This is a genomic window from Xanthomonas sp. 4461 (assembly GCF_024806475.1).
Lineage (GTDB): Bacteria > Pseudomonadota > Gammaproteobacteria > Xanthomonadales > Xanthomonadaceae > Xanthomonas > Xanthomonas arboricola_F.
In genome coordinates this window covers 48,120-73,163 of the sequence record NZ_JANTYV010000001.1, presented here as the reverse complement: position 1 = coordinate 73,163, position 25,044 = coordinate 48,120, and the positions used below count along the sequence as shown (strand labels likewise).

The following is a 25,044-nucleotide window of genomic DNA, read 5'->3' as shown; positions in this document are numbered from 1 at the left end:
ATGAGGTGGACCCGGTGAGAGGTGATGCGATGAGCCTGCGCCTGCGCGCGCTTGTTGCCGCGTGGTGCGGCGGGGCGATGATCGGTCTGGCGCTGTGGGGTGGGGCGATGGCACCGGCCTGGGCGCGTGGTGCCGACCGGGCGCCTGCCGGCCCGCCGGTGCCGCTGCTGTGGAAGGTCGATGGCAAGGGCGGCACGCTCTACCTGCTGGGCTCGTTCCACGTGCTCAAACCCAGCGATTACCCGCTTTCCCCGGATGTGATGCAGGCATTCGCCAAGGCCGACCGTCTGCTGTTCGAGCTGCCGCCGTCCGATGCGCAATCGCCGCAGCTGGCCACCCGCATGCTGCAAGTGGCACGACGCACCGATGGTCGCACTCTGCAGGATGTGCTGGATGCAAAGACCTGGCAGGCACTCAGTGCCTACGCGCGCAAGTACGGCATGTCGATCGATGCCTTGCAGTCGCTCAAACCGTGGTTCGTCGCACTGTCGGTCAGCCTGGCCGAAATGACCCGGCAAGGCATGGACCCGAACGCGGGCCTGGATCATTACCTGATGGATCAGGCGCAGGCCAGGGGCAAGCCCGCCGACGGCCTGGAGCGCGCCGAAGAACAGATCGCCCTGCTGGATGGCATGTCGCCCACCGAGCAGCATCAGCTGCTGGAAGAGGCGCTGGACGAGGCCGATACCACCGATCAGCTGCGTCGGCTGCATGCGGCCTGGCGCGATGGCGACGTGCACACGCTATCGACGCAGATGGCCGAAGACATGCGCCGCCAGTATCCGGCGCTGTATCAGGACATCAACGTCGAGCGCAATGCGCGTTGGGTGCCGCGGCTGGAAAAGCAGCTGGGCAAGCGCAGTGGAACCACCCTGGTGGTGGTGGGCGCCCTGCATCTTTTGGGCAACGACGGAGTCGTGGAGCGCTTGCGTGCGCGTGGCTACCACGTGCAGCGGATCTGCTCGGCCTGCGCGCAGCAGGCCGGCCACTAATCAAGCGTCTGGTCGCGCCTCCAGCCACGCAGGCTGGAAGGCGCGAGGAGCGAGCTCATCCGCGGTTGCGCGCCTTGCCGGTGGTGCCGGTGTGGCTGCTCGATGCGCCACCGTGCGTGCCGGTGCCCATCGGGCCGCTGCCCATGCTGCCGGCGCCAGGCGGCGTCGGCGGCGTGCCGGGGCCGCCCGGACGACCGAAACCGGCGCCGAAGTTGCGCTGGAATTCCTGCCACAACTCCAGGTTGCGCTCGGTGAGCTGGTTCATCATCGCCCACGGGGTCTGCCCGAGCAGGTTGCCCATCTGCTGGCGGAACTGCTGCTGCTGGTCCAGGAACACCTGCATGCTGCGTTCCAGGTAATTGCCCATGAAGCCCTGCAGCGAGTCCCCGTAGAAGCGGATGATCTGGCTCAGCAACTGGGTGGAGAGCATCGGCTCGCCGTCCTGTTCGCGGTCGGCGATGATCTGCAGCAAGACGGCACGACTTAAATCTTCGCCACTCTTGGCATCGCGGACTTCGAACTCCTCGCCGTCGATGATCAACTGGCGCACATCTTCGATGGTGATATAGCTGGAAATCTCGGTGTCGTAGAGACGGCGATTGGGATACTTCTTGATGATGCGAAGTCCGGCCATGGAACGTTCACTCACACTGATAGTGCGCGCAGGATGGCGCAGCGCAGCAGCGGTTGCAACAGCCAAACGGCCTTATTTGCTTAAGCGGACACATTAAAAATGTTGCGCAGCATGGTTTTTATCCAAAATCCATGCTGCACCGCAAAGTTGCAGCAAACGTTACCAGCCCATGTGGTGGCCACCGTTGATGTCCAGATTGGAGCCGGTGATCCAGGCAGCCTCTTCCGCCACCAGGAATGCCACCGCGTAGGCGATCTCTTCCGGGCGGCCCAGCCGCCCGGTGGGGATATCGGCCACGATCTTGGCGCGGACCTCTTCCGGCACCGCCATGACCATGTCGGTGGCCACGTAACCGGGCGAGACCGTGTTGACGGTGACCCCGAAGGCGGCGTTCTCGCGCGCCAGCGAAATGGTGAAGCCGTGCATGCCGGCCTTGGCCGCGGCGTAATTGGCCTGGCCGTACTGGCCCTTGAGCCCGTTGATGGAACTGATCTGGATGACCCGGCCCCAGCCGCGCTTGCGCATGCCTTCGATCACCGGGCGGGTGACGTTGAACACCGAATTGAGGTTGGTGTTGATGACGTCGTGCCACTGCTCGGCGGTCATGCGGTGGAAGGTGGTATCGCGGGTGATGCCGGCATTGTTGACCAGGATCTCGATCGGCCCCAGCGAGGCCTCCACCTCCTCGACCAGGGCGCGCGCGTGCTCGGACGAGGCCACATCGCCACGGAACAGGGCAAATGCGTAACCCTGCGCCTGCATGCGCTGCTGCCAGTCGCGCGCCTTTTCGTCGTTGCGGAAGTTGCTGGCCACCTTGTGGCCCTGGTCGGCCAGGCGCTTGCAGATGGCGGTACCGATACCGCCGGTGCCGCCGGTGACCAATGCGACGCGAGATGTCATGACGACTCCATTAAGCGGGGAAGGCCGGGGGATCGGGAAGCCGGCGCAGACGCCGCGCCCGGATGCCGGTGCTGGGTCGCAATTCTAGTCACGCCCGGGCTGCGATGCGCGCCCATCGCTGCCCAGGGTGGCGGTGCGCGGCAGCAGCTCGGGCGAAAAATGCTGCACGGCATGCCGCAGCAACGCATCGATGCCTGCCTGCTGCGGCAGGGCCGACGGCGGCTGGCCCAGTGCCTGCCAGGCGGCACGCAGCGCCGGCAACGGGTCGGCGTCGTCCATTGCGGGCGCGCCGTGCGATTTGGATAATTTGCGGCCATCGGCATCGAGGATCAGCGGCAGGTGCAGGTAGCGTGGCTGGGGCAAGTCCAGGGCACGCTGCAGCAGGAGTTGGCGCGGGGTGGAGTCGAGCAGGTCCGCGCCGCGTACGACATCGGTGATGCCCTGCGCAGCATCGTCCACCACCACCGCCAACTGGTAAGCCCAGTAGCCATCGGCGCGACGCAGCACGACATCGCCGACGTCGGCGTAGACGTCCTGCCGTACGTGGCCTTGTAGCGCATCGTCGAAGCCGACCGGGTCCTGAGGCTGCACGCGCAGGCGCACCGCGCGCCGGTCGCCCAGCGCCGCCACGCAGGCGTGGTGGATACCGTCCATCCGGGCCAGATCGGCGCGACTGCAGCTGCATTCGAACGCCAGCCCGCTCGCCAGCAGTGTGGCGATTGCGTCGTTGTAGTGCGCATCGCGGTCCGATTGCCGGATCACCGGCAGGTCGGATGTCAGCCCGAACGCGGCCAGGCTGCGCAGCTGGCGTTCGGACGCGCCCGGCTCGGCGCGTGGCGGGTCGATGTCCTCGATGCGCACGCACCACTGCCCACCGGCATGACGGGCGAGCAACCAACTGCCGAATGCCGCCAGCAGCGAGCCGAAGTGCAGGGGGCCGGTCGGGGAGGGCGCGAAGCGGCCGCGGTAGAGAGATTGTGGCATAGACAGCTGAATCGTCGGTCAGGTGCTTGCTTGATTTCAAGCTGCGACGGCCGCAGATCCGCAGCAGGTCACCCCCGATGAGTGGAGCAAGCGCGTCATGTTCAACCGCATTTTCCTGTTCCTGCTGACCAACCTGGCGGTGTTGTTCCTCGCCAGCATTGTGATGTCGGTATTGGGCGTCAATTCCGCACAGATGAGCGGCCTGCTGGTGATGGGCGCCATTTTCGGTTTCGGCGGCGCGTTCGTCTCGTTGCTGCTGTCCAAGTTCATGGCCAAGCGCAGCACCGGCGCGCAGGTGATCACCGAGCCGCGCACACCGACCGAGCGCTGGTTGCTGGAGACGGTGCGGCGTCAGGCGCAGGCCGCCGGCATCGGCATGCCGGAAGTAGCGATCTACGAGGGCCCGGAAATCAATGCCTTCGCGACCGGCGCCAATCGCAACAATGCGTTGGTCGCGGTCTCCACCGGGCTGCTGCAGAACATGAGCCAGGACGAAGCCGAGGCAGTGCTCGGCCACGAGATCGCCCACGTCGCCAATGGCGACATGGTGACTATGGCGCTGCTGCAAGGTGTGTTGAATACCTTCGTGATCGTATTGGCGCGTGTGGTCGGCGGCGTCATCGACAGCGCCCTGTCGGGCAACCGCGAGGGCGGCCGCGGCTTTGCGTACTACGTCATCGTGTTCGCGCTGGAGATGGTGCTCGGCATGTTCGCGACCATGATCGCGATGTGGTTCTCGCGCCGTCGCGAGTTCCGCGCCGACGCCGGTGGCGCGCAGCTGGCCGGACGCAACAAGATGATCGCCGCGCTGGAGCGGCTGTCGCTCAACCATGGCCAGAGCACCTTGCCCTCGCAGGTGCAGGCGTTCGGCATCTCCGGTGGCGTCGGCGACGGCTTGCGTCGCCTGTTCCTGAGCCACCCGCCGCTGACCGAGCGCATCACCGCGCTGCGGGCGGCCAATGCTGCGGCACTGTAAGCGGCACCGCAAGATCGCGGCGGCTCCGTGTGATGCGGAAGCCGCTGCAGCAATCAGCATCGGTCATTGGTGCAATGGCTACAGGAGCGCGCCGCCCGGGTTCAGCCAAACAGTGCCCGCTGCATGGACTGGTCGGAAACCAGCCGACCAGGTATCGGGTTGAAAGACAACAAAAAACCCGCGCATTGCGGGTTTTTTGTTGTCCTGTGTGACCGGTTTCGGTTGGATCAGCCGAATTCGTAGTTTATCAGCGGGCCGGTGGGTGCGACGAAATCTCCCTGCACATAATCCACGCCCGCGCTGAAGAAGCTGCTCATCGACTGCGCATCGGCCACGAATTCGGCCACGGTCAAAATGCCGGCCGGCTGCGCGCGCGAGGTGATTTCGCGGATCTTTTCCTGGCTCTCGCGGGCCGAGGCGACGTCGCCGGTGATGCCGCGGTCCAGTTTGAGGAAGGCCGGCTGGAAATGCGCGAGCAGCTGGAACGAATCCAGGCCCGAACCGAACTGCTCCAGCCCGACCTTGCAGCCCATCGCCGACACTGCCGCCAGAAACTGTTGCGCATTACGCAGATGCGTAAACACCTTCGATTCGGGCGTCTGCAACCACAGGCGCTCGCCCGGCACGCCGTACACCGCCAACTGCTCGCGGATGGTGTCGATCATCTGCGGGTCGGAGAACGAGTTCGGCCCGATGCGCACCAGCAGGTGCGTGGTGTGTCCCGCACGTTGCCGCTCGCCGAGCTGACGGATGGCGCGCGCCACCACCCAGCGGTCGATTTCGGTGATCAGGTCGTGCTCTTCGGCGATGGCCATGAAGGCATTCGGCGACATCATCTCGCCGTTGCGATCCAGGCGCAGGAACGCCTGATACAGCTCCAGCGGCTCGCCCTGCAGATTGAGCACCGGCTGGTAATGCAGCAGGAACCCATCGCCGACCAGCGCCTCGCGCAGCTGCGCGACCCAACGCTCGATGCGCTCTTCCTCGGCCCGGTCGGCAGCGGCCGGGTCGTAGATGCTGACCGCGTTACCGCCGAGTTCGGCAGTGGTACGCACCGCTTCGGTCCCGCGATTGAGCACCTGGCCGATGCTGGCGATCTTTTCGCCGATCTGCACGCCGCCAATGCTCACCGTGACCGTGGCCGAGCGTGAGCCGACGCTGAAAACATGCTGCGCGAATGCATCGCGCACCGTTTCCGCCAGCGCGTGGGTACGTGCGTAGTTGCCGTCCAGCAACAGGGCAAAGCTGTGCTCGCCGAAGCGTGCAGCCACCACGCTCTCATCGACGATGCCGGCCACGTGCGCGGCCATGGCCGCGATCAAGGCGTCGGCCGAGTCCAGGCCGATCTCGGGAAGGATGCGGCTGTAGTGATCCGGCTCGATCAGCAGGAAGCCGGACTGGCCTTCGCTGCGGCCGGCGCGCGCCACCGCCTGTTCCAGCGCCACCATGAAGGTGGGACGGTTGAGCAGGCCGGTGACCTGGTCGCGCTGGCGCAGGTCTTCGACCTCGCGCGCCAGTTCCGGGTCGAACTCCTCGCGGCGGCGGAACACCACCTGGATGCATGGCTCGCCTTCATACGTGGCGGTGGCAAATTCCATCGTCGCCGGGAAGGTGTCGCCTTCCAGCCGGCGTGCGTCGACCTTGTACTGCGCCGGCGGCGGCTCGCCCTTGGCCATGGCCTTGAGCAGTTGCTTGAAGTCGTCCACGTATTGCGCGGCGATCATGTCCAGCAACGACACGCCCTCGACATCGTCGAACGACTCGAAGCCGAACATCTCCAGATAGGCCTCGTTGGCGCGGATATGCATGCCTTCGTGCACGTAGGCGATGGGGTCGCGCGAGGAGGCGATCAGCGCATCGCAGCGCCGCTCGGTTTCGCGCATCTGCGCTTCGATGCGGCGCAGGCCGCGACGCGCCTGCAGGTCGGCCCACTCCGAACGCACCAGGGCCAGCAGATGTTCCGGACGCTGGCGCAGCGCGATCGCACGGATACCATGCGCAGCGGCCTCGACCACTGCATTTTCCTCGATGCGCTCGGCCAGCAGGATGATCGGAATGTCCTTGCCGCTGCCGGCGATCTGCGCCTGTAGCGCGCTCATCGGCACCTGCTGGGCCTGGCCCTGGATGGCCAGATCGATCTGGCCCGACAGCATGCTGGCCAGTTCCTCCTGGTTTTGCGGCCGCGACGGACGTACCGCGATGCCGCCGTTGCGCAGCGCGGTGACGATGGTCTCGGCACTCTCCACGCTGTCATCGACGATCATCAGGCGGAGGGTGAGATCTTTGCCTTTTTGCATGCGCGGCTCCCTGGAGACGGGCTTTAATACACGAAGGGGTTTGGCACGTCCATGTGTGTGGATCATGCCGCATCCAGTGTGAGACGTGGCGCAAGTAATGGGCCGCCGGTGAACTCGCGCAGAGCCGCGACCGGGCCTTGGTGCGTCGATCCTCGCGGACGCCACGGCAATCACGCTGCATCGCTCACTGCGTGCGCAGTCGGTGCTGCGCAATGCCATGCGGCGTGGTCAGGCTGCGCTGCCGGCGGCATGGCCCGATGCCCAGGCCCACTGGAAGTTGTATCCCCCAAGCCAGCCGGTGACGTCCAGCACTTCGCCGACGAAGTACAGGCCAGCCACCAGCCGCGACTCCATGGTCGCACTGGAGACCTGATTCGTATCGACACCGCCGAGGGTGACTTCAGCAGTGCGGTAGCCCTCGGTTCCGCTGGCGATCAGCGGGAAGGCAGAGAGCAGCTCGGCCGCGCTCTGCAACTGCGGCGGATCCAGCTGGCGCACCGGCTTGTCCGGCAACCACACCTCGCACAGGCGTTGCGCAAAGCGTCGCGGCAGCACATCGCCCAGCACATTGCGCAGCTCGGTGGCGCCGCGCTGCTGTTTCTGCTCGCGCAGCCACGCGCCCGCGTCGTGTCCCGGCAGCAGGTCGAGCCGCAAGTCGTCGCCAGGCTGCCAATACGAAGAGATCTGCAGGATCGCCGGCCCACTGACGCCGCGATGGGTGAGCAGCATGAAGTTGCGGAAGCTGGCGCCGTTGCAGTGCGCTTCCACCGGCAGGGCGAGACCGGACAGGTCCTGCAGACGTTCCTGATGTTTGCCGCTCAAGGTCAGCGGTACCAGCCCGGCGCGCGTCGGCAGCAGCGCATGGCCGAATTGTCTGGCCAGGGTGTAGCCGAAGCCGCTGGCGCCCATGCTGGGTATCGACAGCCCGCCGGTGGCGACGATCAGCGATTGCGCCTGCACGCGCCCCAGGCTGGTGTCGAGCGTGAAACCGTCGCTGTCGCGACGGACCGAGCGCACCTCGCACTGGGTGTGGATCTGCACCCCGGCCGCCTCGCACTCGTCCAGCAGCAGCCGCACGATCTGCTTGGACGAGATGTCGCAAAACAGCTGGCCCAGCTCTTTTTCGTGATACGCGATGCCATGGCGCTCCACCAGCTCGACGAAATCGCCCGGGCTGTAGCGCGCCAGCGCAGATTTGCAGAAATGGCGATTGGCGGAAATGAAGTTGCCCGGCGCGGTCCCGGTATTGGTGAAATTGCAGCGCCCGCCGCCGGACATCAGGATCTTCTTGCCGACCTTGTTGGCGTGGTCCAGCACCAGTACGTGACGGCCACGCCGGCCGGCGGTGAAGGCGCTCATCAGGCCGGCAGCCCCGGCACCGATGACCAGCACGTCGCACCGCATGTTCATTCGGCCGGCGCTTGTCGCACCATCGGAGTCAGGGTGACGCTGCCGTGGTCGGCCAGCATCTGCACTTCGCCGTCCTGGATGATCACGTCAAAGCGCATGCCGCGCTGGATCAGCGCCCCCAGCGCTTCGGTGGCCTGGGAGTCGAGTTCGATCACGCGCAGGTTGCGGTGCCGGCCCATGGCGTTGGCGTGCTTCTTCCACCAGGTCTCGGTAGCCTGACCGCCGTAGCCGATGACCACCGCTTCGCGCGAGCGGTTGCAGGCCTTGCGCACGCGGCTTTCATCGGGCTGGCCGAGGTCGATCCACAGGTCCGGGTCGCCGGTGTAGTCGCGCCGCCACAGGTCGGGCTCGTCGTCGTTGCTGAGACCGCGGCCGAATTCCAGGCGGTCGTCGGCGAACAGGGCGAACGCGAGCAGGCGCACCATCAGGCGCTCGTCGGTTTCGGAAGGGTGTTGGGCCAGGGTCAGCGAATGGTTGGCGTAGTAGCCGCGGTCCATGTCGCTGATCTGGAGCTCCGCCCTGCGGACGGTGGCGGTGAGGGCCATCAGGATGCCGATTGCAAAGGGCGCTCATAATACGCGTCCGCCCCAGCTACGGCGCGTTACGTCTGCGCGCGCGGTTGCGCGGCCAGCCAGCGGTCCAGCTGGGCGGCGAAGGCCTGGCGATCGCGGGCATGCAGCGCCGCTGGCCCGCCGGTTGTGATGCCGGCACCGCGCAGCTCTTCCATGAAGCCCCGCACCGACAGGCGCTCGGCGATGGTGTTGCTGGTGAACGCTTCGCCGCGCAGCCCGACCGCCGCGGCGCCTGCTTCCAGCGCGCGCGCAGCCAGCGGGATGTCCTGGGTCACCACCAGGTCGCCCGCGGCCACCCGTTCGGCGATCGCATCGTCGGCCGCGTCCGGGCCGCCGGGCACTTGCAAGGCGCGTACATGGGGCAGGGAAGGCGTACTGAGATAGTGGTTGGCGACCAGGGTCACGGCAATGCCGGTGCGTGCTGCGGCGCGGAACAGGATGTCGCGGATCACCGCAGGGCAGGCATCGGCATCGACCCAGATCTGCGCGCGTGTCGGTGTTGGAGGCGTATTCATCGAGTGATTGTGGATGGGGATGGGCCCGACAGACAGTCGGATTTGGCCTGACGGCAAAAGATTTGACGCAAGGTGTCGCTTTTTGCCGAAAACACGAGTACTGTGCACGCACTGTGTTTGCAAGGGTCACCGTGAATCGTGGCCTGGTGCAGCCGGATCGTTACAGATCTCGCTTCATCGTTCCGCTTTACCAACGCCTGCAACTCAGTCTCAGCTCCGGCTTTTCGGACGCTGCGATTTATCCATTTATAGTTCAGGAGTTAGTAAAATGTCAGATGCATCACGTCAGAGCGGTACCGTGAAGTGGTTCAACGATGCCAAGGGCTTCGGCTTCATCACCCCGGAAAGCGGCCCGGACCTGTTCGTGCACTTCCGTGCCATCCAGGGCACCGGCTTCAAGTCGCTGCAGGAAGGCCAGAAGGTCACCTTCGTCGCCGTGCAGGGCCAGAAGGGCATGCAGGCTGACCAGGTGCAGGCGGTCTAATCCGTCTGCAACCTTAGGGTTGCCAAAAACGCCGGTCGCGCAAGCGGCCGGCGTTTTTTATTGTCCGCTGCGTACCCTGTGCAGCGGGGCTTGTGTCATCGGAGATGGCTGGTCTTCTGCATCCAGGCCGTGGGTGATTTCTGCGGCCTGCCGAATTTTCGTCCGGGCGTCATCGACTACGTGGCACCGACTGCAACAGACGCCGGCCCGCATGTGGAGCGTTGCTCGCCGCGAGCAGGCAAATGGCTGGGCCACTGCGCGGCGCACTACATCGCGGCCGCGGCACGGCTTGCGCACGGCAACGACGTCCGGATGGTTAGGATGACGCTTTCCGTGTGCGGCCGCTTGCCATGATCACTGTTCACCATCTCAACAACTCCCGTTCGCAGCGCGTGCTGTGGCTGCTCGAAGAGTTGGCACTGCCTTACCAGATCGTACGCCACGAGCGCGATCCCAAGACCATGCTGGCCCCGGCGGAGTTGCGCGCGATCCACCCGCTTGGCAAGTCGCCGGTCATCGTCGATGGCGACCTGACCATCGCCGAGTCGGGCGCCATCCTCGACTACCTGACCGAGCGCTACGACACCGAATGCGCGTTGTCGCCGCCTGCACGCCCCATCGACTCACCCGAACGTCAGCAGTTCCGCTACTGGATGCACTACGCCGAAGGCTCGGCGATGCCGCCGCTACTGATGACGCTGATCTTCGCTCGTATACGCAGCGCGCCGATGCCGTTCTTTGCCAAACCCATCGCGCGTGCCATCGTGGACAAGGCGATGTCGGGTTTTGTCGGCCCGCAGGTGAAGTTGCATCTGGACTGGATGGAACAGTCGCTGCAGGCCAACGCCTGGTTTGCCGGCGAACGCTTTACCGCTGCCGACATCCAGATGAGTTTTCCGGCGCAGGCTGCCGCCGCACGCGGCGGCGGGCTGGAGAGCTACCCGCAATTGCGCGCGTTCCTGGAGCGGATCGAGGCGCGCCCTGCGTACCAGGCTGCACTGAAGAAGGGTGGCCCCTATGCGCTGATGGGCCGCAATAGCAACGACTGATGCCAGGGCCGGCAACGGCATGACGTTGCCAGCCGCGTGCTTGCTGTACCGGCGGCGCCTGCTGAACCAGCAGGCTTGCCGAGGCAGCAGTTGCTCAGTGGCACATGACGTGCGCCAGCTCCACCTCAGGGTGCCTGGCACTGACGAAGGAAGTGCAGGGTGTCGCGCAGTTCCGGCGAGTCGGCCGGCGGCTTGCGGAAGGCGAGCACCAGACCCATGTGGCCGACTCCTGGGTAGAGCTTGACCTGTACGTTTTTGCCCTCGCCACGCATGGCCGAAGCCAGCGCGGTGCTGTTCTGTGGCTCAACGACGCGGTCGGCATCGCCATGCAACAACAGCATCGGCGGCTCGTTGCCGTCGACATGCAGGACCGGCTGCGACCTGGCCTGCTCGTCCTGCGAGGTGCCGAAGATCTGGACAAGTTCGGGGTCGGTCATTGGAAGAAAATCGTAGGGGCCGGCCAGGCCGACAAAGCCGCATAGCTGCTGGGGCTGAAGGCCTTGCGCCTGTAGCCAGTGGCCATCGGTCGCCAGCAGACCGGCGATATGGGCGCCGGCCGAGTGCCCCATCACCGCCAGTCGCTTGGGGTCGCCGCCATATTCGCGCGCATGCTGGGCGCTCCATGAGGTAGCGCGGGCGGCGTCGGCCATGAAGCCTTGCAGCCCCACCTGCGGGTACTTGCGGTAGTCGGCCACCATTGCGACCACACCTTGACGGGCCAGGGCCTCACCCATCCAGCGATAGTTGGCGCGCTTGCCGCGTTTCCAGGTGCCGCCATAGAAGAACACCACCACTGGTGCACCCACCGCACCGCGTGGCTGGTAGACATCCAGGGCCAGGCCGTGCTCCGGATCGAACACCTGGTTGGGATGTTCGACAACGCCCTCGCGACTGGAGACGGCATTGATGCCGCCAAAGAACACGCTGCTGCAGGCCGTCAACGTGAGGGAGCCAAGCAGCAGGATGGCGGGACGGATCCAGCGGGAGGCACGAAGAGGCATGGGCGATGTCGGTTGAGGGAAGAGGTGCGGAGCCAGGCGGCTGACGACGGGCGACGCGTGTTGAATCGTTCCGCCTTGTTCGGTGGTGGCATCCGCAACTGCGTCGCAGCTACGGGAGCGTGGCGATGGCGCTGCGTATTAGCGTTGATCTGTTGTCGCCAGCATGTGCAGGAGGAGCTCGCTTGGTGTCGGCATGCGAAGTGGAGAATACGAGGCGCCCGCCAGCGCGGATGCGGCGGCCGCCCATGCCAAGTTCACCGTCGCTGGCCTAGGCTTGGCGCATGACAGACCTGCATTTTGATAATCGCCTGCGCCAGCAGTTGCCCGGCGACCCGGAGCACGGGCCGCGCCGTCGCGAGGTCGGCGCGGCCTGGTCGTCGGTGTTGCCGACGCCGGTCGCCGCACCGCGCGTGATGGCTTACTCGCTGGAGATGGCGCAGCTGCTTGGATTCGATGCGGCCGAGATTGCCAGCACACGCTTTGCCGAGGTCTTTGGCGGGAATGCGCTGTATCCGGGCATGCAGCCATGGGCGGTCAACTACGGTGGGCACCAGTTCGGCCATTGGGCCGGCCAACTGGGCGACGGCCGGGCGATTTCGCTGGGCGAAGCGGTCGGTGTGGATGGCGGGCGCCACGAATTGCAGCTCAAGGGGGCCGGCCCCACGCCGTATTCGCGCGGCGCCGATGGCCGGGCCGTGTTGCGTTCGTCGATTCGCGAATTCCTGTGCAGCGAAGCGATGCATCACCTGGGCGTGCCGACGACGCGTGCGCTGAGCCTGGTGACCACCGGCGATGCAGTGGTACGCGACATGTTCTACGACGGCCGGCCGCAGCGGGAGCCGGGAGCGATCCTATGCCGGGTGGCGCCATCGTTCGTCCGTTTCGGTAATTTCGAATTGCCGAGCGTGCGCGGCGACATGGCGCTGCTGCGGCAATGGGCGGACTTCACCATCGCGCGCGATTTCCCCGAACTGCAAGGTACGGGCGAGGCGTTGTACGCAGCCTGGTTCGCGCAGGTCTGCGAACGCACGGCGGTGATGGTGGCGCACTGGATGCGGGTGGGCTTCGTGCACGGGGTGATGAATACCGACAACATGTCGATCCTGGGCCTGACCATCGACTACGGCCCGTATGGGTGGGTCGACGATTACGACCCGGACTGGACCCCGAACACCACCGACGCGCAGGGCCGCCGCTATCGCTTCGGCACCCAGCCGCAGGTGGCGTATTGGAACCTGGGCCGGCTGGCGCAGGCGCTGGCGCCGCTGTTCGCCGACGCCGCTGCCTTGCAACAGGGGCTGGATCGCTTTCGCGATACGTATCTGGCCTGCGACCGCAACGACACCGCCGCCAAGTTGGGGCTGGCCGAGTGCCGCGACGAGGACCTGCAACTGATCGATGCACTGCGCGCGCTGATGCGCGACGCGGAAATGGACATGACGCTGGCCTTCCGCGCCTTGCTCGACGTCACACCCGAGCATCCGGATCCGCAGTTGCTGCGCGATGCGTTCTACGACGACGACAAGCGCCAGGCGAATGCGCCGCAGCTGCACGATTGGCTGCAGCGCTATGCCCTCCGGTTGCAGCAGGACAGCTTGTCGCCGGAACAACGGCGCGAGCGGATGCGCCTGGCCAACCCGCGTTACGTGCTGCGCAATTACCTGGCGCAGCAGGCGATCGACAAGGCCGAGCAGGGCGATCCATCGGGCGTACAGGATTTGCTGGAGGTCATGCGCCGGCCGTATGACGACCAGCCAGGCAATGCCGCGTTCGCAGCCCGCCGGCCGGAGTGGGCGCGCGATCGCGCCGGGTGTTCGATGCTGTCCTGCAGTTCCTGACGCGCTCAGACGCACGGGCGCTGTAACTGCCGCGCCAAGGGCTGCGCAGCCTAGAATAGGGCTGTCCCCACTGGCAACGACGCCATCCCACCATGACAGACTGTACCCGCTGCGCCGGCAGCAACGCCTCCGGCCCCAATCACTGGTCGGAACGGATTCGCGACATTAGCGACTTTCCCAAGCCGGGGATCGTGTTCAAGGACATCACGCCGCTATTGTCCGACGGCCCGGATTTCGCCTCTGCGCTGGATGAGATGGCGCAGCCCTGGCGCACCACGCCGCTGGATGCGGTGCTGGGCATCGAGGCGCGCGGCTTCATCCTCGGGGCAGCCCTGGCACGCGAACTGCGTACCGGGTTCGTGCCGGTGCGCAAGCCGGGCAAGCTGCCCGGGCGGACGCTGATCCAGGAATATGCGCTGGAATACGGTACCGATCGCATTGAAATGCATGAAGACGCGCTGCCGCGCGGCGCGCGCGTGCTGATTGTCGACGACGTGCTGGCCACCGGCGGCACGCTGCGTGCCGCGCTGGCGCTGGCCGCACAGCTGGAGCTGGAGGTCGTTGGCGCGGCGGTGCTGGTCGAGCTGAAGGCGCTGCAGGGCCGCGAGAAATGGGCCAACGATGTGCCGCTGCTGGCGACCTTGGCTTACTGAGGTCGACCGACCGGCCGAGCGCGCTTGGCGGAAGGTCGACGCGATCGGTGTTCGGACTGTGCCGCACGCACCTTCATCGCGGCTTTCCGCCATGCTCGGCTGCCTGCCAAGCGCTCATCGCTGGTGTGCGTTTAGTCGGTCTTGATCGTGGCTTGCGACAGGCGCTGGTTGCCGGTGCATGCAACGCCGTCACGCCAACAACGCCTGGCACGCGGCCGGCATTGCACCGGCCGCCTCGTGTGTAGCAAGACTCGCTGGACTCGACCAGCACCGCTGCAAGGTTCGTGCGCCCGCGCAGGCTGCGACTGTTGCTTAGAGCTTGCTGACCCGAAACCGGCGTCCCTTGATCTTGCCTGCGTGCAGGTGCGCCAGCGCCTTGGCGACATGCGCGCGGGCGATGGCGACATAGGAGCGGGTGGGGTAGATGGCGATCTTGCCGATCGCCGCGCCAGAGAGTCCGGCTTCGCCGGTCAATGCGCCGAGGATGTCGCCAGCGCGCAGCTTGTCGGTCTTGCCGCCGTCGATCCGCAACGTGGTCATGGCCGCCTGCGGCAGCTGCGTCGGGCGGGCGGTGGCCAGCGGCGCACGCGACCACTTCAGCGGCTGGCCCTGTTCTGCTTCCAGTGCCTGCGCACGCGCCGCCTCGCGCGGTGCCACCAGGCTCAGCGCCAGGCCGTGCTTGCCGGCGCGCGCGGTGCGGCCGATGCGATGCCGGTAGGTTTCGGTATCGGTGGGCAGCTCGTAGTTGACCACGGCCGACAGGTCTTCGACGTCCAGTCCGCGCGCGGCCACGTCGCTGGCCACCAGCACGTTGCAGCTGCGGTTGACGAAACGCACCAGCACTTCATCGCGGTCGCGTTGTTCCATGTCGCCATGCAACGCCAGCGCTGAAAAACCGAATTCCTGCAGCGAGCCGGCCACCTCGTCCACTTCCTTGCGGGTATTGCAGAACACCACGCTGGATTCGGGGTTGAAGCGCAGCAGCAGGCCGGCGACGGCCTTCTGCCGGTAGGTCGGGTCGACCTCGAAGAACTGCTGGTCGATTTCCGGCGCGCTGTCGGCGCCTTCGACGGTGATTTCGATCGGGTCCTTGAGGATCTCGCGCGCCAGCGTGCGGATGATGTCCGGGAAAGTGGCCGAGAACAGCAGGCTCTGGCGGTGCTTGTCGCAGCGGCTGGCGATCTCGCGGATGGGTTCTTCGAAACCCATGTCGAGCATGCGGTCGGCCTCGTCCAGCACCAGCGTGCGGACCCCGCCCAGGTGCAGGGCGCGCTTGCGGGCCAGTTCCTGGATACGCCCGGGCGTACCGACCACCACTTGCGGGTCGTGCGCTTCGAGCGAGGCCAGTTGCGGGCCTAGTGGCATGCCGCCGGTCAGTACCACCAGCTTCATGTTGGGGATGCCGGTGGCCAGCTTGCGCAGTTGCTTGCCGACCTGGTCGGCCAGTTCGCGCGTGGGGCAGAGCACCAGCGCCTGCGCGCGGGTCAGCGCCGGGTCGAGCTTCTGCAGCAGGCCCAGCCCGAAGGCGGCGGTCTTGCCGCTGCCGGTCGGCGCCTGGGCGATGACGTCCAGCCCCTGCAGGATCGGCGGCAGGCTTTGCGCCTGGATGGGAGTAAGGACGGTGTAGCCAAGGGCGTCGATGCCGGGGGCCAGGGCCGGCGACAGCGGCAGCGCGGAGAATTCGTTCATGGCGCATTTTAGCGGGAATCGGGAGTAGGGAATCGGGAATCGCAACGGCGAGGCTTTTCCATTCCCGAATCCCCAATCACCAATCCCGTATAATTGCGCGATGCCTTTAATCACTCTGCAAAGCGTCGACTACAGCGTCGGCGGCCCCTTGTTGCTGGAAAAAACCGACCTCACGATCGAGCCGGGCGAGCGTATCGCCCTGATCGGTCGCAACGGCGCCGGCAAATCGACCTTGATGAAATTGATCGCCGGCGAGCTCAAGCCCGATGACGGCGAAGTGCGCGTGCAGCAGGGCGTGCGCATTGCACGGCTGGAGCAGGAGGTGCCGCAGGGCACCGGCGGAAGCGTGTTCGATGTGGTGGCCGATGGCCTGGGTGAGTTGGGCCACTGGTTGGCCGAGTTCCACCAGCTCAGCCATGCCGCGGTGTTCGACGCCGACGCGTTCGGCAAGGTGCAGGCCAAGATCGACGCGGCCGAGGGCTGGGCGCTGGATCAGCGCGTCGGCGAGACGCTGACCAAGCTGGAACTGGACGGCGATGCGGAATTTGCGCGGCTGTCCGGCGGCATGAAGCGACGCGTGCTGCTGGCGCGCTCGCTGGTGTCCTCGCCGGATGTGCTGCTGCTGGACGAGCCGACCAACCATCTGGATATCGAAGCGATCGATTGGCTGGAGTCGTTCCTGAAAGGCTGGAACGGCAGCGTGCTGTTCGTCACCCATGACCGGCGCTTTTTGCGTGCGTTGGCCACCCGCATCGTCGAGATCGACCGTGGCCAGGTCACCAGCTGGCCGGGCGACTGGGCCAATTACGAGCGCCGCCGCGAAGAACGGCTCAATGCGCAGGCGCAGGAAAATGCGCGCTTCGACAAGATGCTGGCACAGGAAGAAATCTGGATCCGCCAGGGCATTAAGGCGCGGCGGACCCGCGACGAAGGCCGTGTGCGGCGTCTGGAGTCGATGCGCAACGAGCGCGTGCAGCGGCGCGATCTGACCGGTAATGTGCGTATGGAAGTCTCGCAGGGCGAGTCGTCCGGCAAGAAGGTGATCGAGGCCAAGGAGGTCGGCTTTGCGTTCGGCGCGCGCACGATGGTCAAGGATTTTTCGACCATCATCCAGCGTGGCGATCGCATCGGCCTGATCGGCCCCAACGGCAGCGGCAAGACCACCTTGCTCAAGTTGCTGCTGGGCGACCTGCAGGCGCAGGAAGGCGAAATCCGCATCGGCACCAATCTGCAGATTGCGTATTTCGATCAGTACCGCTCGACCCTGCGCGAGGACTGGAGCGCCATCGAAAACGTGGCCGAAGGCCGCGATTTCCTGGAAATCAACGGCAAGCGCAAACATGTGCATGCGTATCTGCAGGACTTCCTGTTCACGCCCGAGCGCGCCCGCGCGCCGATCACCCGCCTGTCCGGTGGCGAGCGCAATCGCCTGCTGCTGGCGCGGCTGTTCGCGCAGCCGTCCAACCTGCTGGTGATGGACGAACCGACCAACGATCTGGACGTGGAGACGCTGGAGTTGCTGGAGGAGCTGCTGGGCGAGTACACCGGCACCTTGCTGCTGGTCAGCCATGACCGCGACTTCCTCGACAACGTGGTGACCTCGACGCTGGTGATGGAAGGCGATGGCCTGATCGGCGATTACGTCGGCGGTTACAGCGATTCGTTGCGGCAGCGGCGCACCCCGGCGCCCAACGCGATGGCGGTCGCCAAGGCCTCGGCGACTGCTGCAGCGACCACGCCCGTGGCAGTTGCGGCGGCAGCGGTGGATGCCGCGCCCAAGCGCAAGCTGAGCTACAAGGAGGCGCGCGAACTGGAGCAATTGCCTGGCTTGATCGAGACGCTGGAGCAGCAGGTCGCCGCGCTGACCGAGGCAATGAACGACCCGGGGTTCTATCAGCGCGACAGTGCGGCAATGACCGCGCACACCGCAGCATTGAGCGACGCGCAGGCGCAGCTGGATGCGGCATACGCGCGCTGGAGCGAGCTGGAGTAGTCCGCCGACGCGCGGTTGCGTGCCGGCCTTGGGTGTCGCGCTGCGCTGTTTGTTCGCGCAGGCGTCGCTGCGTCCCTGCGGGCGATGACTGCGCTTCGCAGGCCGCGCCTCATGCCGCCATTTGCAAGTTGCGCTCAGCTACAAGCAAGCGACGCCGCGCATGCAGGTAACGCGCCTGTCATCTTCAGGCAGCAATGGTGAGCCGACTCATTCAATCGCAAGCGCTGGCCGGCGCCACGAACGCTGCAAACGTCAGTCCGCGCGTGGCCCAGCTGGTGGCGGCTTCGTCCAGAATGTCCAGCAAGGTATCGCGCTCGCTCGGCGCTGCCTGCGCCAATGCCTCGGCGCCGTCGATCAATAGCGCGTAGCCGCGCGGGGAGGGCAGCCACGCCAGATCGCGCAGCGCATCGCTCAAGGCATCCCAGTTGCGGCCGAAGCCGGCGGGGAAGTCCAGTTGGGTGGCCAGGCGCATCAACAGCATGCGCTTGTCGCTGCAGGTGGCCAGATCCACGCGCAGGATGCGCAGGCCGGCATCGCGTGCCAGCGCAGCCATCGTGTCCAGATCGTCGGTGTCGGCTTGATAGACGCCCGATTGCTGCGGGTCGGACAGGTCCAGCGCAAAGTCGCCCGCGCTCATGGCGCCTGCTCCGGTGTCGGGCCCTGGAACGACTTGAAGCTCTGGTAATGATCGTCGCTGTAGTACCAGGTCTGCGGCGGGGTGCCGCCGGTAACGATGCGGCGTGCGCCGCGGTCGGTGCTGCCAGGCGTGTCGACGGTGTATTCGCGGTAGTAGCCGCGCGGGCGCTCCGGCAGCCGGTGTTCGCGGTTGCCGAAGACGCTGCCATCCTGGGCATGCGGGAACGGCCCGCCGCGCTGGATCAGGACGATGGTGGCCATGGCTTCGATCGGCAGAAAGGCCGGCAAGTGCGGCACCTGACGCGCTGGCGGTATGGCGGCGATCGGTGCGCTGAGCTGCGGAGCAAACTGCGGCTTGGGCGTCTGCAATGCCCGCATGCCCCACAAGCCGGCGACGAGCAGCACGATGGCGACGATCAGCAAAGCGGGCTTGCGCATGAAGACGTTCCGGGAGCGAAGAGTGTGCGGCAGAGCAAGTATGCCGTCGCGCGACTGTGTCGACTTTGAACGCGGCCGGGCGGCTGCGCGATTCACATCCAAGTAACCGGGGGCTGGTGCAAGGTGTGCAGCCAACAGGGCGCGGTCCCTGCTCGAATGGGATGAAGTTTCCCTGCCGCTGCCCTTGGTAAGCGCCGTCGGCGTCCTTACCATCTACCCCGCAACGCCCGGTCTTCGCCGGGCGGCAAGTCCAGGAGACACGCATGGCCTACACCCTTCCGCAGTTGCCCTACGCCTACGACGCGCTGGAACCGAACATCGATGCGCAGACGATGGAAATCCATCACACCAAGCATCACCAGACCTACATCAACAACGTCAACGCGGCGCTGGAAGGGACCGAATACGCCGACCTGCCGATCGACGATTTGGTGTCCAAGCTGAAGAGCCTGCCGGAAAACCTGCAGGGCCCGGTGCGCAACAACGGTGGCGGCCACGCCAACCATTCGCTGTTCTGGACCGTGCTGTCGCCCAATGGCGGCGGTGAGCCCAAGGGCGAAGTTGCCAAGGCGATCGACAAGGACATCGGTGGTTTCGAGAAGTTCAAGGAAGCCTTCACCAAGGCCGCCGTCAGCCGCTTCGGCTCGGGCTGGGCATGGCTGAGCGTGACCCCGGACAAGAAGCTGGTGGTGGAAAGCACCGCCAATCAGGACAGCCCGTTGTTTGAGGGCAATACCCCGATCCTGGGCCTGGACGTGTGGGAACACGCGTACTACTTGAAGTATCAGAACCGTCGCCCGGAATACATCGGCGCGTTCTATAACGCAGTGAACTGGGAAGAAGTCGAGCGCCGCTACCACGCTGCGATCGCCTGAGTCCTGCGCGCAGGCTATGACACAAGAAGGCCGGGAGCGATCCCGGCCTTCTTTGTTTGCTGCGGTTTGTCGTGTAGGAGCGCACCTGGGCGCGACGAAGCCTTACCGATAAAGCCCCATCGCGCCCAGGTGCGCTCCTGCGTTTGCCTGCAGGCAATCAGAACTTGGCGTCGAACTCGCGGGCGTAGCCGGTGTTGACGATGACCTTCTGCAGCGCGTCGCTGATCTTGATGTTGCCGGCCACGATCTGCTGGGTCTCCGGGCCCATATTGTCCATGCGCGGCGGAGTGGCGCCCTTGTAGTCGCAGACGCGGCCACCGGCCTCGCGTACCAGCAGCACGCCCGCGGCGATGTCCCAGGCTTTGACGCCGGCTTCGAAGTAGGCATCGGCGCGACCGCAGGCCACATACGCCAGGTCCAGCGCGGCTGAGCCGGTGCGGCGCACGTCTTCGGCCTGGACCAGCAGGGCATCGACGCACTTCAGGTGCGCACTGATCCGTGCGCGCTCGCGCGGCGGGAAGCCGGTGTGGATCATTGCGCCGTCCAGATCCTTTCGCTCGGCGATGCGGATGCGGCGGTCGTTGAGCACGGCGCCGGCGCCGCGGCTGGCGGTGAAAAGCTCGTTGCGTAGCGGATCGAAGATCACCGCGTCGGTGGGTTCGCCGTTTTCGACCAGGGCGATCGACACGCAGTAGTGCGGAAACCCACGCAGGTAATTGCTGGTGCCATCGAGCGGGTCGATGACCCAGGTGTAACGGCCACTCTTGCCGCCCTGCACGCCGCCTTCTTCGCCAAACACGGCGTACTCGGGGTAACCGCGCTTGAGTTCCTTGATGATGACCTTCTCGGCATCGGCATCGACTTCGCTGGCGTAGTCCATGCGGCCCTTTTGCACCACGTTGAGTGCATCCAGCTTGTTGATACCGCGCAACAGCACATTGCCGGCGAGGCGGGCGGCTTTGACCATGACGGTGACGGCGGGTTTCTGCATGGTTAAAGCTCCCGTGAAGGCAGAATCGGAAATGGCGAAGGTAAAAGAGCGGTCCGGCGCGAAAGCCGGCCGCGCAGTTTACCATCTACGGCCGAACAGCTCCCCAATCTCCGTTCATGTCCGTCAGTCAGCGCATCCGTTTTGTTCTCGTCGGTACCCAGCATCCAGGCAACATCGGCGCCGCCGCGCGTGCGATGAAGACCATGGGTGTCTCGCGGCTGGTGTTGGTGGCCCCCGAGCGCGCGCTCGATGAAGACGCCTATCGGCGCTCGGCCGGTGCCGAGGACGTGCTGGGCAATGCGCCGCTGTTCGACACGCTGGGCGAGGCGGTGGCCGACTGCACGCTGGTGATCGGCTGCACTGCACGGGCGCGCCGTGTGGCGCTGGAAGAATTGCTGCCGGACGAAGGCGCGCAGCGCGCCCTGGCCAAGGCGGGCGAGCCGGCCGAGGTGGCGTTCGTGTTTGGCCGCGAGCGCACCGGTCTGACCAACGACGAATTGCAGCTCTGCCATGCGGCGGTACATATCCCGTCCGACCCGCAGTTCAGTTCGCTCAATCTGGCGGCGGCGGTGCAGGTGCTGGCCTATGAGGTGCGGCTGGCGCAATTGGCCGCCGGCGAGGCCGACCCCGTGCCGGTACCGGCCTCCGGCCTGCGCGACGGGCCGGCCAGCCATGCGCAGCTGGAAGGCATGTTCGGCCAGCTGGGCGAGACCCTGGACGAGATCGACTTCCACAAGGGCCGCGCGCCGGAGTCGGCGATGCGCAAGTTGCGGCGGTTGCTGCTGCGCGCGGAGATGACCGAGCAGGAGGTGCGGCTGATCCGCGGCATCCTGTCCGATGCGCAGCGCATGGCAATGCTGGCCAGGCGTGCCGGAAACTGACGTCTGTCACATCTTCAAAGATTCGGCTAGGCTGTCCGCGGCTCTAGGGGAGTGTCCGTTTTGCGCGGTCTACAATGGTGTCTGATTGCCTGCTGGCTGGTGGCCGGTGCAGGCTTGGCCGTGACGGCTGCGGCAGCGCCCTCCTCGGTATTGGTGCTCGGGCGGATCAGCGATGACCCCGCCACACATTACGATCAACTCAAACCGCTGCTGGACTACGTGGTGCCGCGCATGCGCGAGGTGGGCATCCGTCGGGGCGAAATCCTGATGGCGCCGGATGCGCGCCAGATGTCCAGTTACCTGCGGCGTGGCCGGGTCGACTGGGTCAGCGAGACCACCGGTGCGGCGATGCTGCTGGAGCGGCGCGGCGGCGTACATCCCTTGCTGATGACCGAGCGGGGCGGTGTGCGCGACTTCCATACGGTGTTTTTCGTGCGCCGCGACAGCCCGATCCGGTCGCTCACGCAACTGCGCGGGCATAGCCTGGCGTTGCAGAATGCATCGTCCACCAGCGGCTATCTGGTGCCGATGCTGGAGCTGATGCGCAACGGCATTGCCTGCGATGTGCTGCTGTCGCCGGACGACCCCCAGGTGCCTGGTTCGGTCGGCTATCTGATGGTCGGCTCCAAATTGAACATCGCCGCTTTCGTGCACAAGCGCCTGATCGATGCCGGGGCCTTCAGTAATCTCGATTGGGACGACGAGCGGCATCTGCCGCCGGTGTTCAAACGCGATTTCCGCATCGTGTACCGCAGCGCGCCGGTGCCGCGGGCGGTGGAAATGGTGCGCTCCGGCATGGACCCGGCAGTGGAGCGCCGCCTTCGCGCGGTGTTGCTGCAGGCCGCCTCCGACCCGAAGGCCGCACCGGCGCTCAAACGTTTTTTCGGCACCACCGCGTTTTACCCGCTGGATAGCGAGAGTCGCAGGCGTCTGGATGCATTGAGCACCGGCCTGCAGCACGTCAGGAATGAAATGGAATGAGTCAGGTGCGCTTCGGGTTGCAGGCACGTTTCCTGTTGGTCATGGCGCTGACCCTGTTGCTCGTCGGCGCGATCCTGGCGTCGCTGTTGCAACGCCAGAGTGCGATGCAGCGCGAAGTGCGCGGGCTGAGCGCGCAGATCCTGCACGAGCTGTTCGATCGCAGCCTGCGCACCCGCGGCGAGACGCTGGCGACCGAGCTGGCCTCCGGGCTGGCCAACCCGCTGTATTACTCCGACCTGGGCGCGGTGGGGGCGCTGGTGCGCAATGCGTCGCGTCAGCAAGTGGTGACGTATGTGCTGGTGTTCGACCGGCGCGGCCTGCTGGTGCACGACGGCACGCCCAACCTGCAGCGCTACGGACAGCGCATGAACGACCCGCTCGCGGCCAGGGCGGTGGCGGCGCAGGCGATGTTGCTGCAATCCTCGCCCGAGGTGCTGGACGTGACGGTGCCGATCAAGGTCGGCGATCAGCGTATCGGCGGCGTGCGCGTGGGCATGTCGCGCGAGCGGGTGCGCAAGATCGAATCTGGCGCCAACCTGACCCTGGTCGAGAACCTCAATGCGATCGGCAAACGCGATCTGGGCTGGTTGCTGGTGCTGCTGGCCGCGCTGGTGGCGCTGGGCGTGCTGCTGGCGATCTATGTGCAGCGCACGCTGGTGGCGCCGGTGCGGTTGCTGGCTGCGGCCGCACGCCAGATCGAGCGTGGCGACTATGCCGTGCAACTGCCGCCGCATCCGCGCAACGACGAAATCGGCGAGCTGATTTCCGCCTTCGGCCGCATGAGCGAAAGCATCGCCCGGCACGACCGCGAAGTGCGTCATATGGCCTACACCGATGCGCTGACCGGGCTGACCAATCGCCTCGGTTTTCGCGAAGGGCTGGACCACCTGCTCAACACCGCACGCAGCAGCAACAGCAAGCTGGCGCTGCTGTTTGCCGATATCGACGACTTCAAGCGCGTCAACGACACGCTAGGGCATGAGGCCGGCGACGAGGCCTTGCTGCAGTTCGCCAGCCGGATCAGTCGCGCGGTTTCGGCGCTGGGTGGCGACGATGCGATCCTGGCGCGCTTCGGCGGCGACGAGTTCGTGATCCTGCTGCAAAGCGGCGATGTCAGCCTGCTCGCCGCACAGCTGGCGGACCGCCTGGTGCACGAGTTGAGCCGCCCGTTGAACGTGCAGGGCCGTGAAGTGTTCCTGGGCACCTCGATCGGCATCACCCTGTTTCCGGACGATGCCAACGATGCCACCGCGCTGTTGAAGAACGGCGACATCGCGATGTACCAGGCCAAGGTCGCCGGCAAGAACTGCCACCGCTTCTACAGCCGCGCGGCCGACCATGCGGTGGAGCGTCGCGTGCACATGGAGCACGAGCTGCGCGGTGCCTGGGAGCGCGACGAATTGCGGCTGGTGTATCAACCGATCTACCGCACCAGCGACCGCGTACTGGTGGGCGTGGAGGTGCTGCTGCGGTGGCAGCACCCGGCGCTGGGCACGATTGCGCCCTCTACCTTTATCGATATCGCCGAGCAGAGCGGGTTGATCGAGACGATCGGCCCCAAGGTGCTGCGCGCGGCCTGCCTGGAAGCGGCGCAATGGCCGGAAGTGGGCGAGGGCCTGTTCATTTCGGTCAATGTGTCGCCGCGCCAGCTGCGCAGCGGCGATCTGATCGACACCGTGGCCGAGTGCCTGGCCGAGTCCGGCTTGCCGGCCGCGCGGCTGCACCTGGAACTGACCGAGACGGCGGTGATCGGCGACGAGATGATGGCCGCCAGCCTGCTCGATCAGCTGCACCGCACCGGGGTGAAGGTGTGGCTGGACGACTTCGGTACCGGCTTCTCCGGTTTGAGCCATTTGCGCCAGGTGCCGGTGGACGGGGTCAAGATCGACAAGAGCTTCATCGCCGACCTGCAGCGCGACCCGGACGATCTGGCGCTGACCACCGCCATCATCAACATGGCCCATTCGCTGGGGATCACCGTGGTGGCCGAAGGCATCGAGCAGGAAGCACAATTCAACCTGCTGCGCGAGCGCGGTTGCGACCTGGGGCAGGGGTACTGGTTCAGCAGGCCGTTGAGCCCGGCCGACATGGTCAAGCTGATCGCCGCGGGCTGAACAGCGTAGGAGCGCACCAGGGCGCGAAGGGGCTTTGTCGGTAAGGCTCCGTCGCGCCCGGGTGCGCTCCTACGGCAGGGTGCGCTGGGTCTGGGTGGTTGCCGTGGCCTTTCGTCGAAGATTTCGCGCGCGACGCGGTGC

General features: G+C 65.9%; 23 protein-coding genes. 11 read left to right on the top strand and 12 right to left on the bottom strand.

All coding sequences use genetic code 11. The features are described from left to right. The first annotated feature begins 29 nt into the window (after positions 1 to 29). Complete coding sequence (locus FHY19_RS00335; RefSeq protein ID WP_259160740.1) at positions 30 to 992, top strand: TraB/GumN family protein; 963 nt, start codon at positions 30 to 32, stop codon at positions 990 to 992. 55 nt (positions 993 to 1,047) lie between these two features. Here the strand turns inward: FHY19_RS00335 and phaR are convergent, their stop codons facing one another. From phaR to gluQRS, 3 genes are all read right to left on the bottom strand, one after another. Then, positions 1,048 to 1,626 (bottom strand): polyhydroxyalkanoate synthesis repressor PhaR, encoded by a 579-nt coding sequence (gene phaR / locus FHY19_RS00330; protein WP_259163754.1) that lies wholly within the window; start codon positions 1,624 to 1,626, stop codon positions 1,048 to 1,050. A gap of 159 nt (positions 1,627 to 1,785) precedes the next feature. Next, a complete protein-coding gene (locus FHY19_RS00325; protein WP_259150649.1) occupies positions 1,786 to 2,526 on the bottom strand; it encodes a beta-ketoacyl-ACP reductase in 741 nt (246 codons plus the stop codon). 84 nt (positions 2,527 to 2,610) lie between these two features. Next, positions 2,611 to 3,510 carry a tRNA glutamyl-Q(34) synthetase GluQRS gene (gene gluQRS / locus FHY19_RS00320; protein ID WP_259160737.1) on the bottom strand — a complete coding sequence of 300 codons (900 nt, stop codon included), beginning with the start codon at positions 3,508 to 3,510 and terminating at the stop codon, positions 2,611 to 2,613. Between the two features lie 97 nt (positions 3,511 to 3,607). Here gluQRS and htpX point away from each other — a divergent pair, with 97 nt between their 5' ends. Then, positions 3,608 to 4,486, top strand: a complete 879-nt coding sequence (gene htpX / locus FHY19_RS00315; protein ID WP_259160735.1) for a protease HtpX — start codon at positions 3,608 to 3,610, stop codon at positions 4,484 to 4,486. Between the two features lie 227 nt (positions 4,487 to 4,713). Here the strand turns inward: htpX and FHY19_RS00310 are convergent, their stop codons facing one another. The 4 genes from FHY19_RS00310 to FHY19_RS00295 form a co-directional block, all read right to left on the bottom strand. Further along, a complete protein-coding gene (locus tag FHY19_RS00310; protein WP_259160734.1) occupies positions 4,714 to 6,783 on the bottom strand; it encodes an EAL domain-containing protein in 2,070 nt (689 codons plus the stop codon). A 228-nt stretch (positions 6,784 to 7,011) separates the two neighbouring features. Next, the gene (locus FHY19_RS00305) at positions 7,012 to 8,193 is read right to left on the bottom strand and encodes an NAD(P)/FAD-dependent oxidoreductase (protein WP_259160733.1); all 1,182 of its coding nucleotides are present in this window, start codon (positions 8,191 to 8,193) and stop codon (positions 7,012 to 7,014) included. Then, positions 8,190 to 8,738: a YaeQ family protein gene (locus FHY19_RS00300; RefSeq protein WP_014503075.1), complete on the bottom strand. Its 549-nt coding sequence runs from the start codon at positions 8,736 to 8,738 to the stop codon at positions 8,190 to 8,192. The genes FHY19_RS00305 and FHY19_RS00300 overlap by 4 nt, the downstream gene beginning before the upstream one ends. 56 nt (positions 8,739 to 8,794) lie before the next feature. Beyond that, positions 8,795 to 9,280 (bottom strand): YaiI/YqxD family protein, encoded by a 486-nt coding sequence (locus tag FHY19_RS00295; protein ID WP_259160732.1) that lies wholly within the window; start codon positions 9,278 to 9,280, stop codon positions 8,795 to 8,797. A gap of 268 nt (positions 9,281 to 9,548) precedes the next feature. On the opposite strand from FHY19_RS00295, the gene FHY19_RS00290 reads away from it, so the two are divergent. Together FHY19_RS00290 and FHY19_RS00285 are read left to right on the top strand one after the other, a co-directional pair. After that, positions 9,549 to 9,764 (top strand): cold-shock protein, encoded by a 216-nt coding sequence (locus FHY19_RS00290; protein WP_005923176.1) that lies wholly within the window; start codon positions 9,549 to 9,551, stop codon positions 9,762 to 9,764. 350 nt (positions 9,765 to 10,114) lie between these two features. Next, positions 10,115 to 10,813 carry a glutathione S-transferase gene (locus tag FHY19_RS00285; RefSeq protein WP_259160730.1) on the top strand — a complete coding sequence of 233 codons (699 nt, stop codon included), beginning with the start codon at positions 10,115 to 10,117 and terminating at the stop codon, positions 10,811 to 10,813. 125 nt (positions 10,814 to 10,938) lie between these two features. Here the strand turns inward: FHY19_RS00285 and FHY19_RS00280 are convergent, their stop codons facing one another. After that, positions 10,939 to 11,814 carry an alpha/beta hydrolase gene (locus FHY19_RS00280; RefSeq protein ID WP_259160728.1) on the bottom strand — a complete coding sequence of 292 codons (876 nt, stop codon included), beginning with the start codon at positions 11,812 to 11,814 and terminating at the stop codon, positions 10,939 to 10,941. 281 nt (positions 11,815 to 12,095) lie between these two features. Between FHY19_RS00280 and FHY19_RS00275 the strand changes: the two genes are divergently transcribed. Next, complete coding sequence (locus FHY19_RS00275) at positions 12,096 to 13,652, top strand: protein adenylyltransferase SelO (RefSeq protein ID WP_259160726.1); 1,557 nt, start codon at positions 12,096 to 12,098, stop codon at positions 13,650 to 13,652. A gap of 92 nt (positions 13,653 to 13,744) precedes the next feature. Then, positions 13,745 to 14,305 (top strand): adenine phosphoribosyltransferase, encoded by a 561-nt coding sequence (locus tag FHY19_RS00270; RefSeq protein WP_259160725.1) that lies wholly within the window; start codon positions 13,745 to 13,747, stop codon positions 14,303 to 14,305. A gap of 312 nt (positions 14,306 to 14,617) precedes the next feature. Here FHY19_RS00270 and dbpA read toward each other — a convergent pair whose 3' ends face one another. Then, positions 14,618 to 15,994: an ATP-dependent RNA helicase DbpA gene (gene dbpA / locus FHY19_RS00265; protein ID WP_259160723.1), complete on the bottom strand. Its 1,377-nt coding sequence runs from the start codon at positions 15,992 to 15,994 to the stop codon at positions 14,618 to 14,620. 100 nt (positions 15,995 to 16,094) lie between these two features. On the opposite strand from dbpA, the gene FHY19_RS00260 reads away from it, so the two are divergent. Further along, positions 16,095 to 17,987, top strand: a complete 1,893-nt coding sequence (locus tag FHY19_RS00260) for an ATP-binding cassette domain-containing protein (protein ID WP_259160719.1) — start codon at positions 16,095 to 16,097, stop codon at positions 17,985 to 17,987. 211 nt (positions 17,988 to 18,198) lie between these two features. On the opposite strand, the gene FHY19_RS00255 is transcribed toward FHY19_RS00260, so the two are convergent. Then, positions 18,199 to 18,624 carry a barstar family protein gene (locus FHY19_RS00255; RefSeq protein ID WP_259160717.1) on the bottom strand — a complete coding sequence of 142 codons (426 nt, stop codon included), beginning with the start codon at positions 18,622 to 18,624 and terminating at the stop codon, positions 18,199 to 18,201. Further along, positions 18,621 to 19,061, bottom strand: coding sequence for a ribonuclease (locus FHY19_RS00250; protein ID WP_259160716.1), 441 nt, complete (start codon positions 19,059 to 19,061; stop codon positions 18,621 to 18,623). The genes FHY19_RS00255 and FHY19_RS00250 overlap by 4 nt, the downstream gene beginning before the upstream one ends. Before the next feature lie 263 nt (positions 19,062 to 19,324). Here FHY19_RS00250 and FHY19_RS00245 point away from each other — a divergent pair, with 263 nt between their 5' ends. Next, the gene (locus tag FHY19_RS00245) at positions 19,325 to 19,936 is read left to right on the top strand and encodes a superoxide dismutase (protein WP_259160713.1); all 612 of its coding nucleotides are present in this window, start codon (positions 19,325 to 19,327) and stop codon (positions 19,934 to 19,936) included. A gap of 157 nt (positions 19,937 to 20,093) precedes the next feature. On the opposite strand, the gene FHY19_RS00240 is transcribed toward FHY19_RS00245, so the two are convergent. Then, positions 20,094 to 20,927, bottom strand: a complete 834-nt coding sequence (locus FHY19_RS00240; RefSeq protein WP_259160712.1) for an inositol monophosphatase family protein — start codon at positions 20,925 to 20,927, stop codon at positions 20,094 to 20,096. Between the two features lie 116 nt (positions 20,928 to 21,043). Here FHY19_RS00240 and FHY19_RS00235 point away from each other — a divergent pair, with 116 nt between their 5' ends. Genes FHY19_RS00235 through FHY19_RS00225 form a run of 3 tightly spaced genes read left to right on the top strand, consistent with a single transcriptional unit; the run spans position 21,044 to position 24,903 of the window. Next, complete coding sequence (locus FHY19_RS00235; RefSeq protein ID WP_259160710.1) at positions 21,044 to 21,808, top strand: RNA methyltransferase; 765 nt, start codon at positions 21,044 to 21,046, stop codon at positions 21,806 to 21,808. A gap of 51 nt (positions 21,809 to 21,859) precedes the next feature. Beyond that, a complete protein-coding gene (locus tag FHY19_RS00230; protein ID WP_259160708.1) occupies positions 21,860 to 22,789 on the top strand; it encodes a phosphate/phosphite/phosphonate ABC transporter substrate-binding protein in 930 nt (309 codons plus the stop codon). Then, on the top strand, positions 22,786 to 24,903 hold the full coding sequence (locus tag FHY19_RS00225) for an EAL domain-containing protein (protein WP_259150629.1): 2,118 nt from the start codon (positions 22,786 to 22,788) through the stop codon (positions 24,901 to 24,903). Before FHY19_RS00230 ends, FHY19_RS00225 begins: the two co-directional genes overlap by 4 nt. Positions 24,904 to 25,044: the final 141 nt, after the last annotated feature.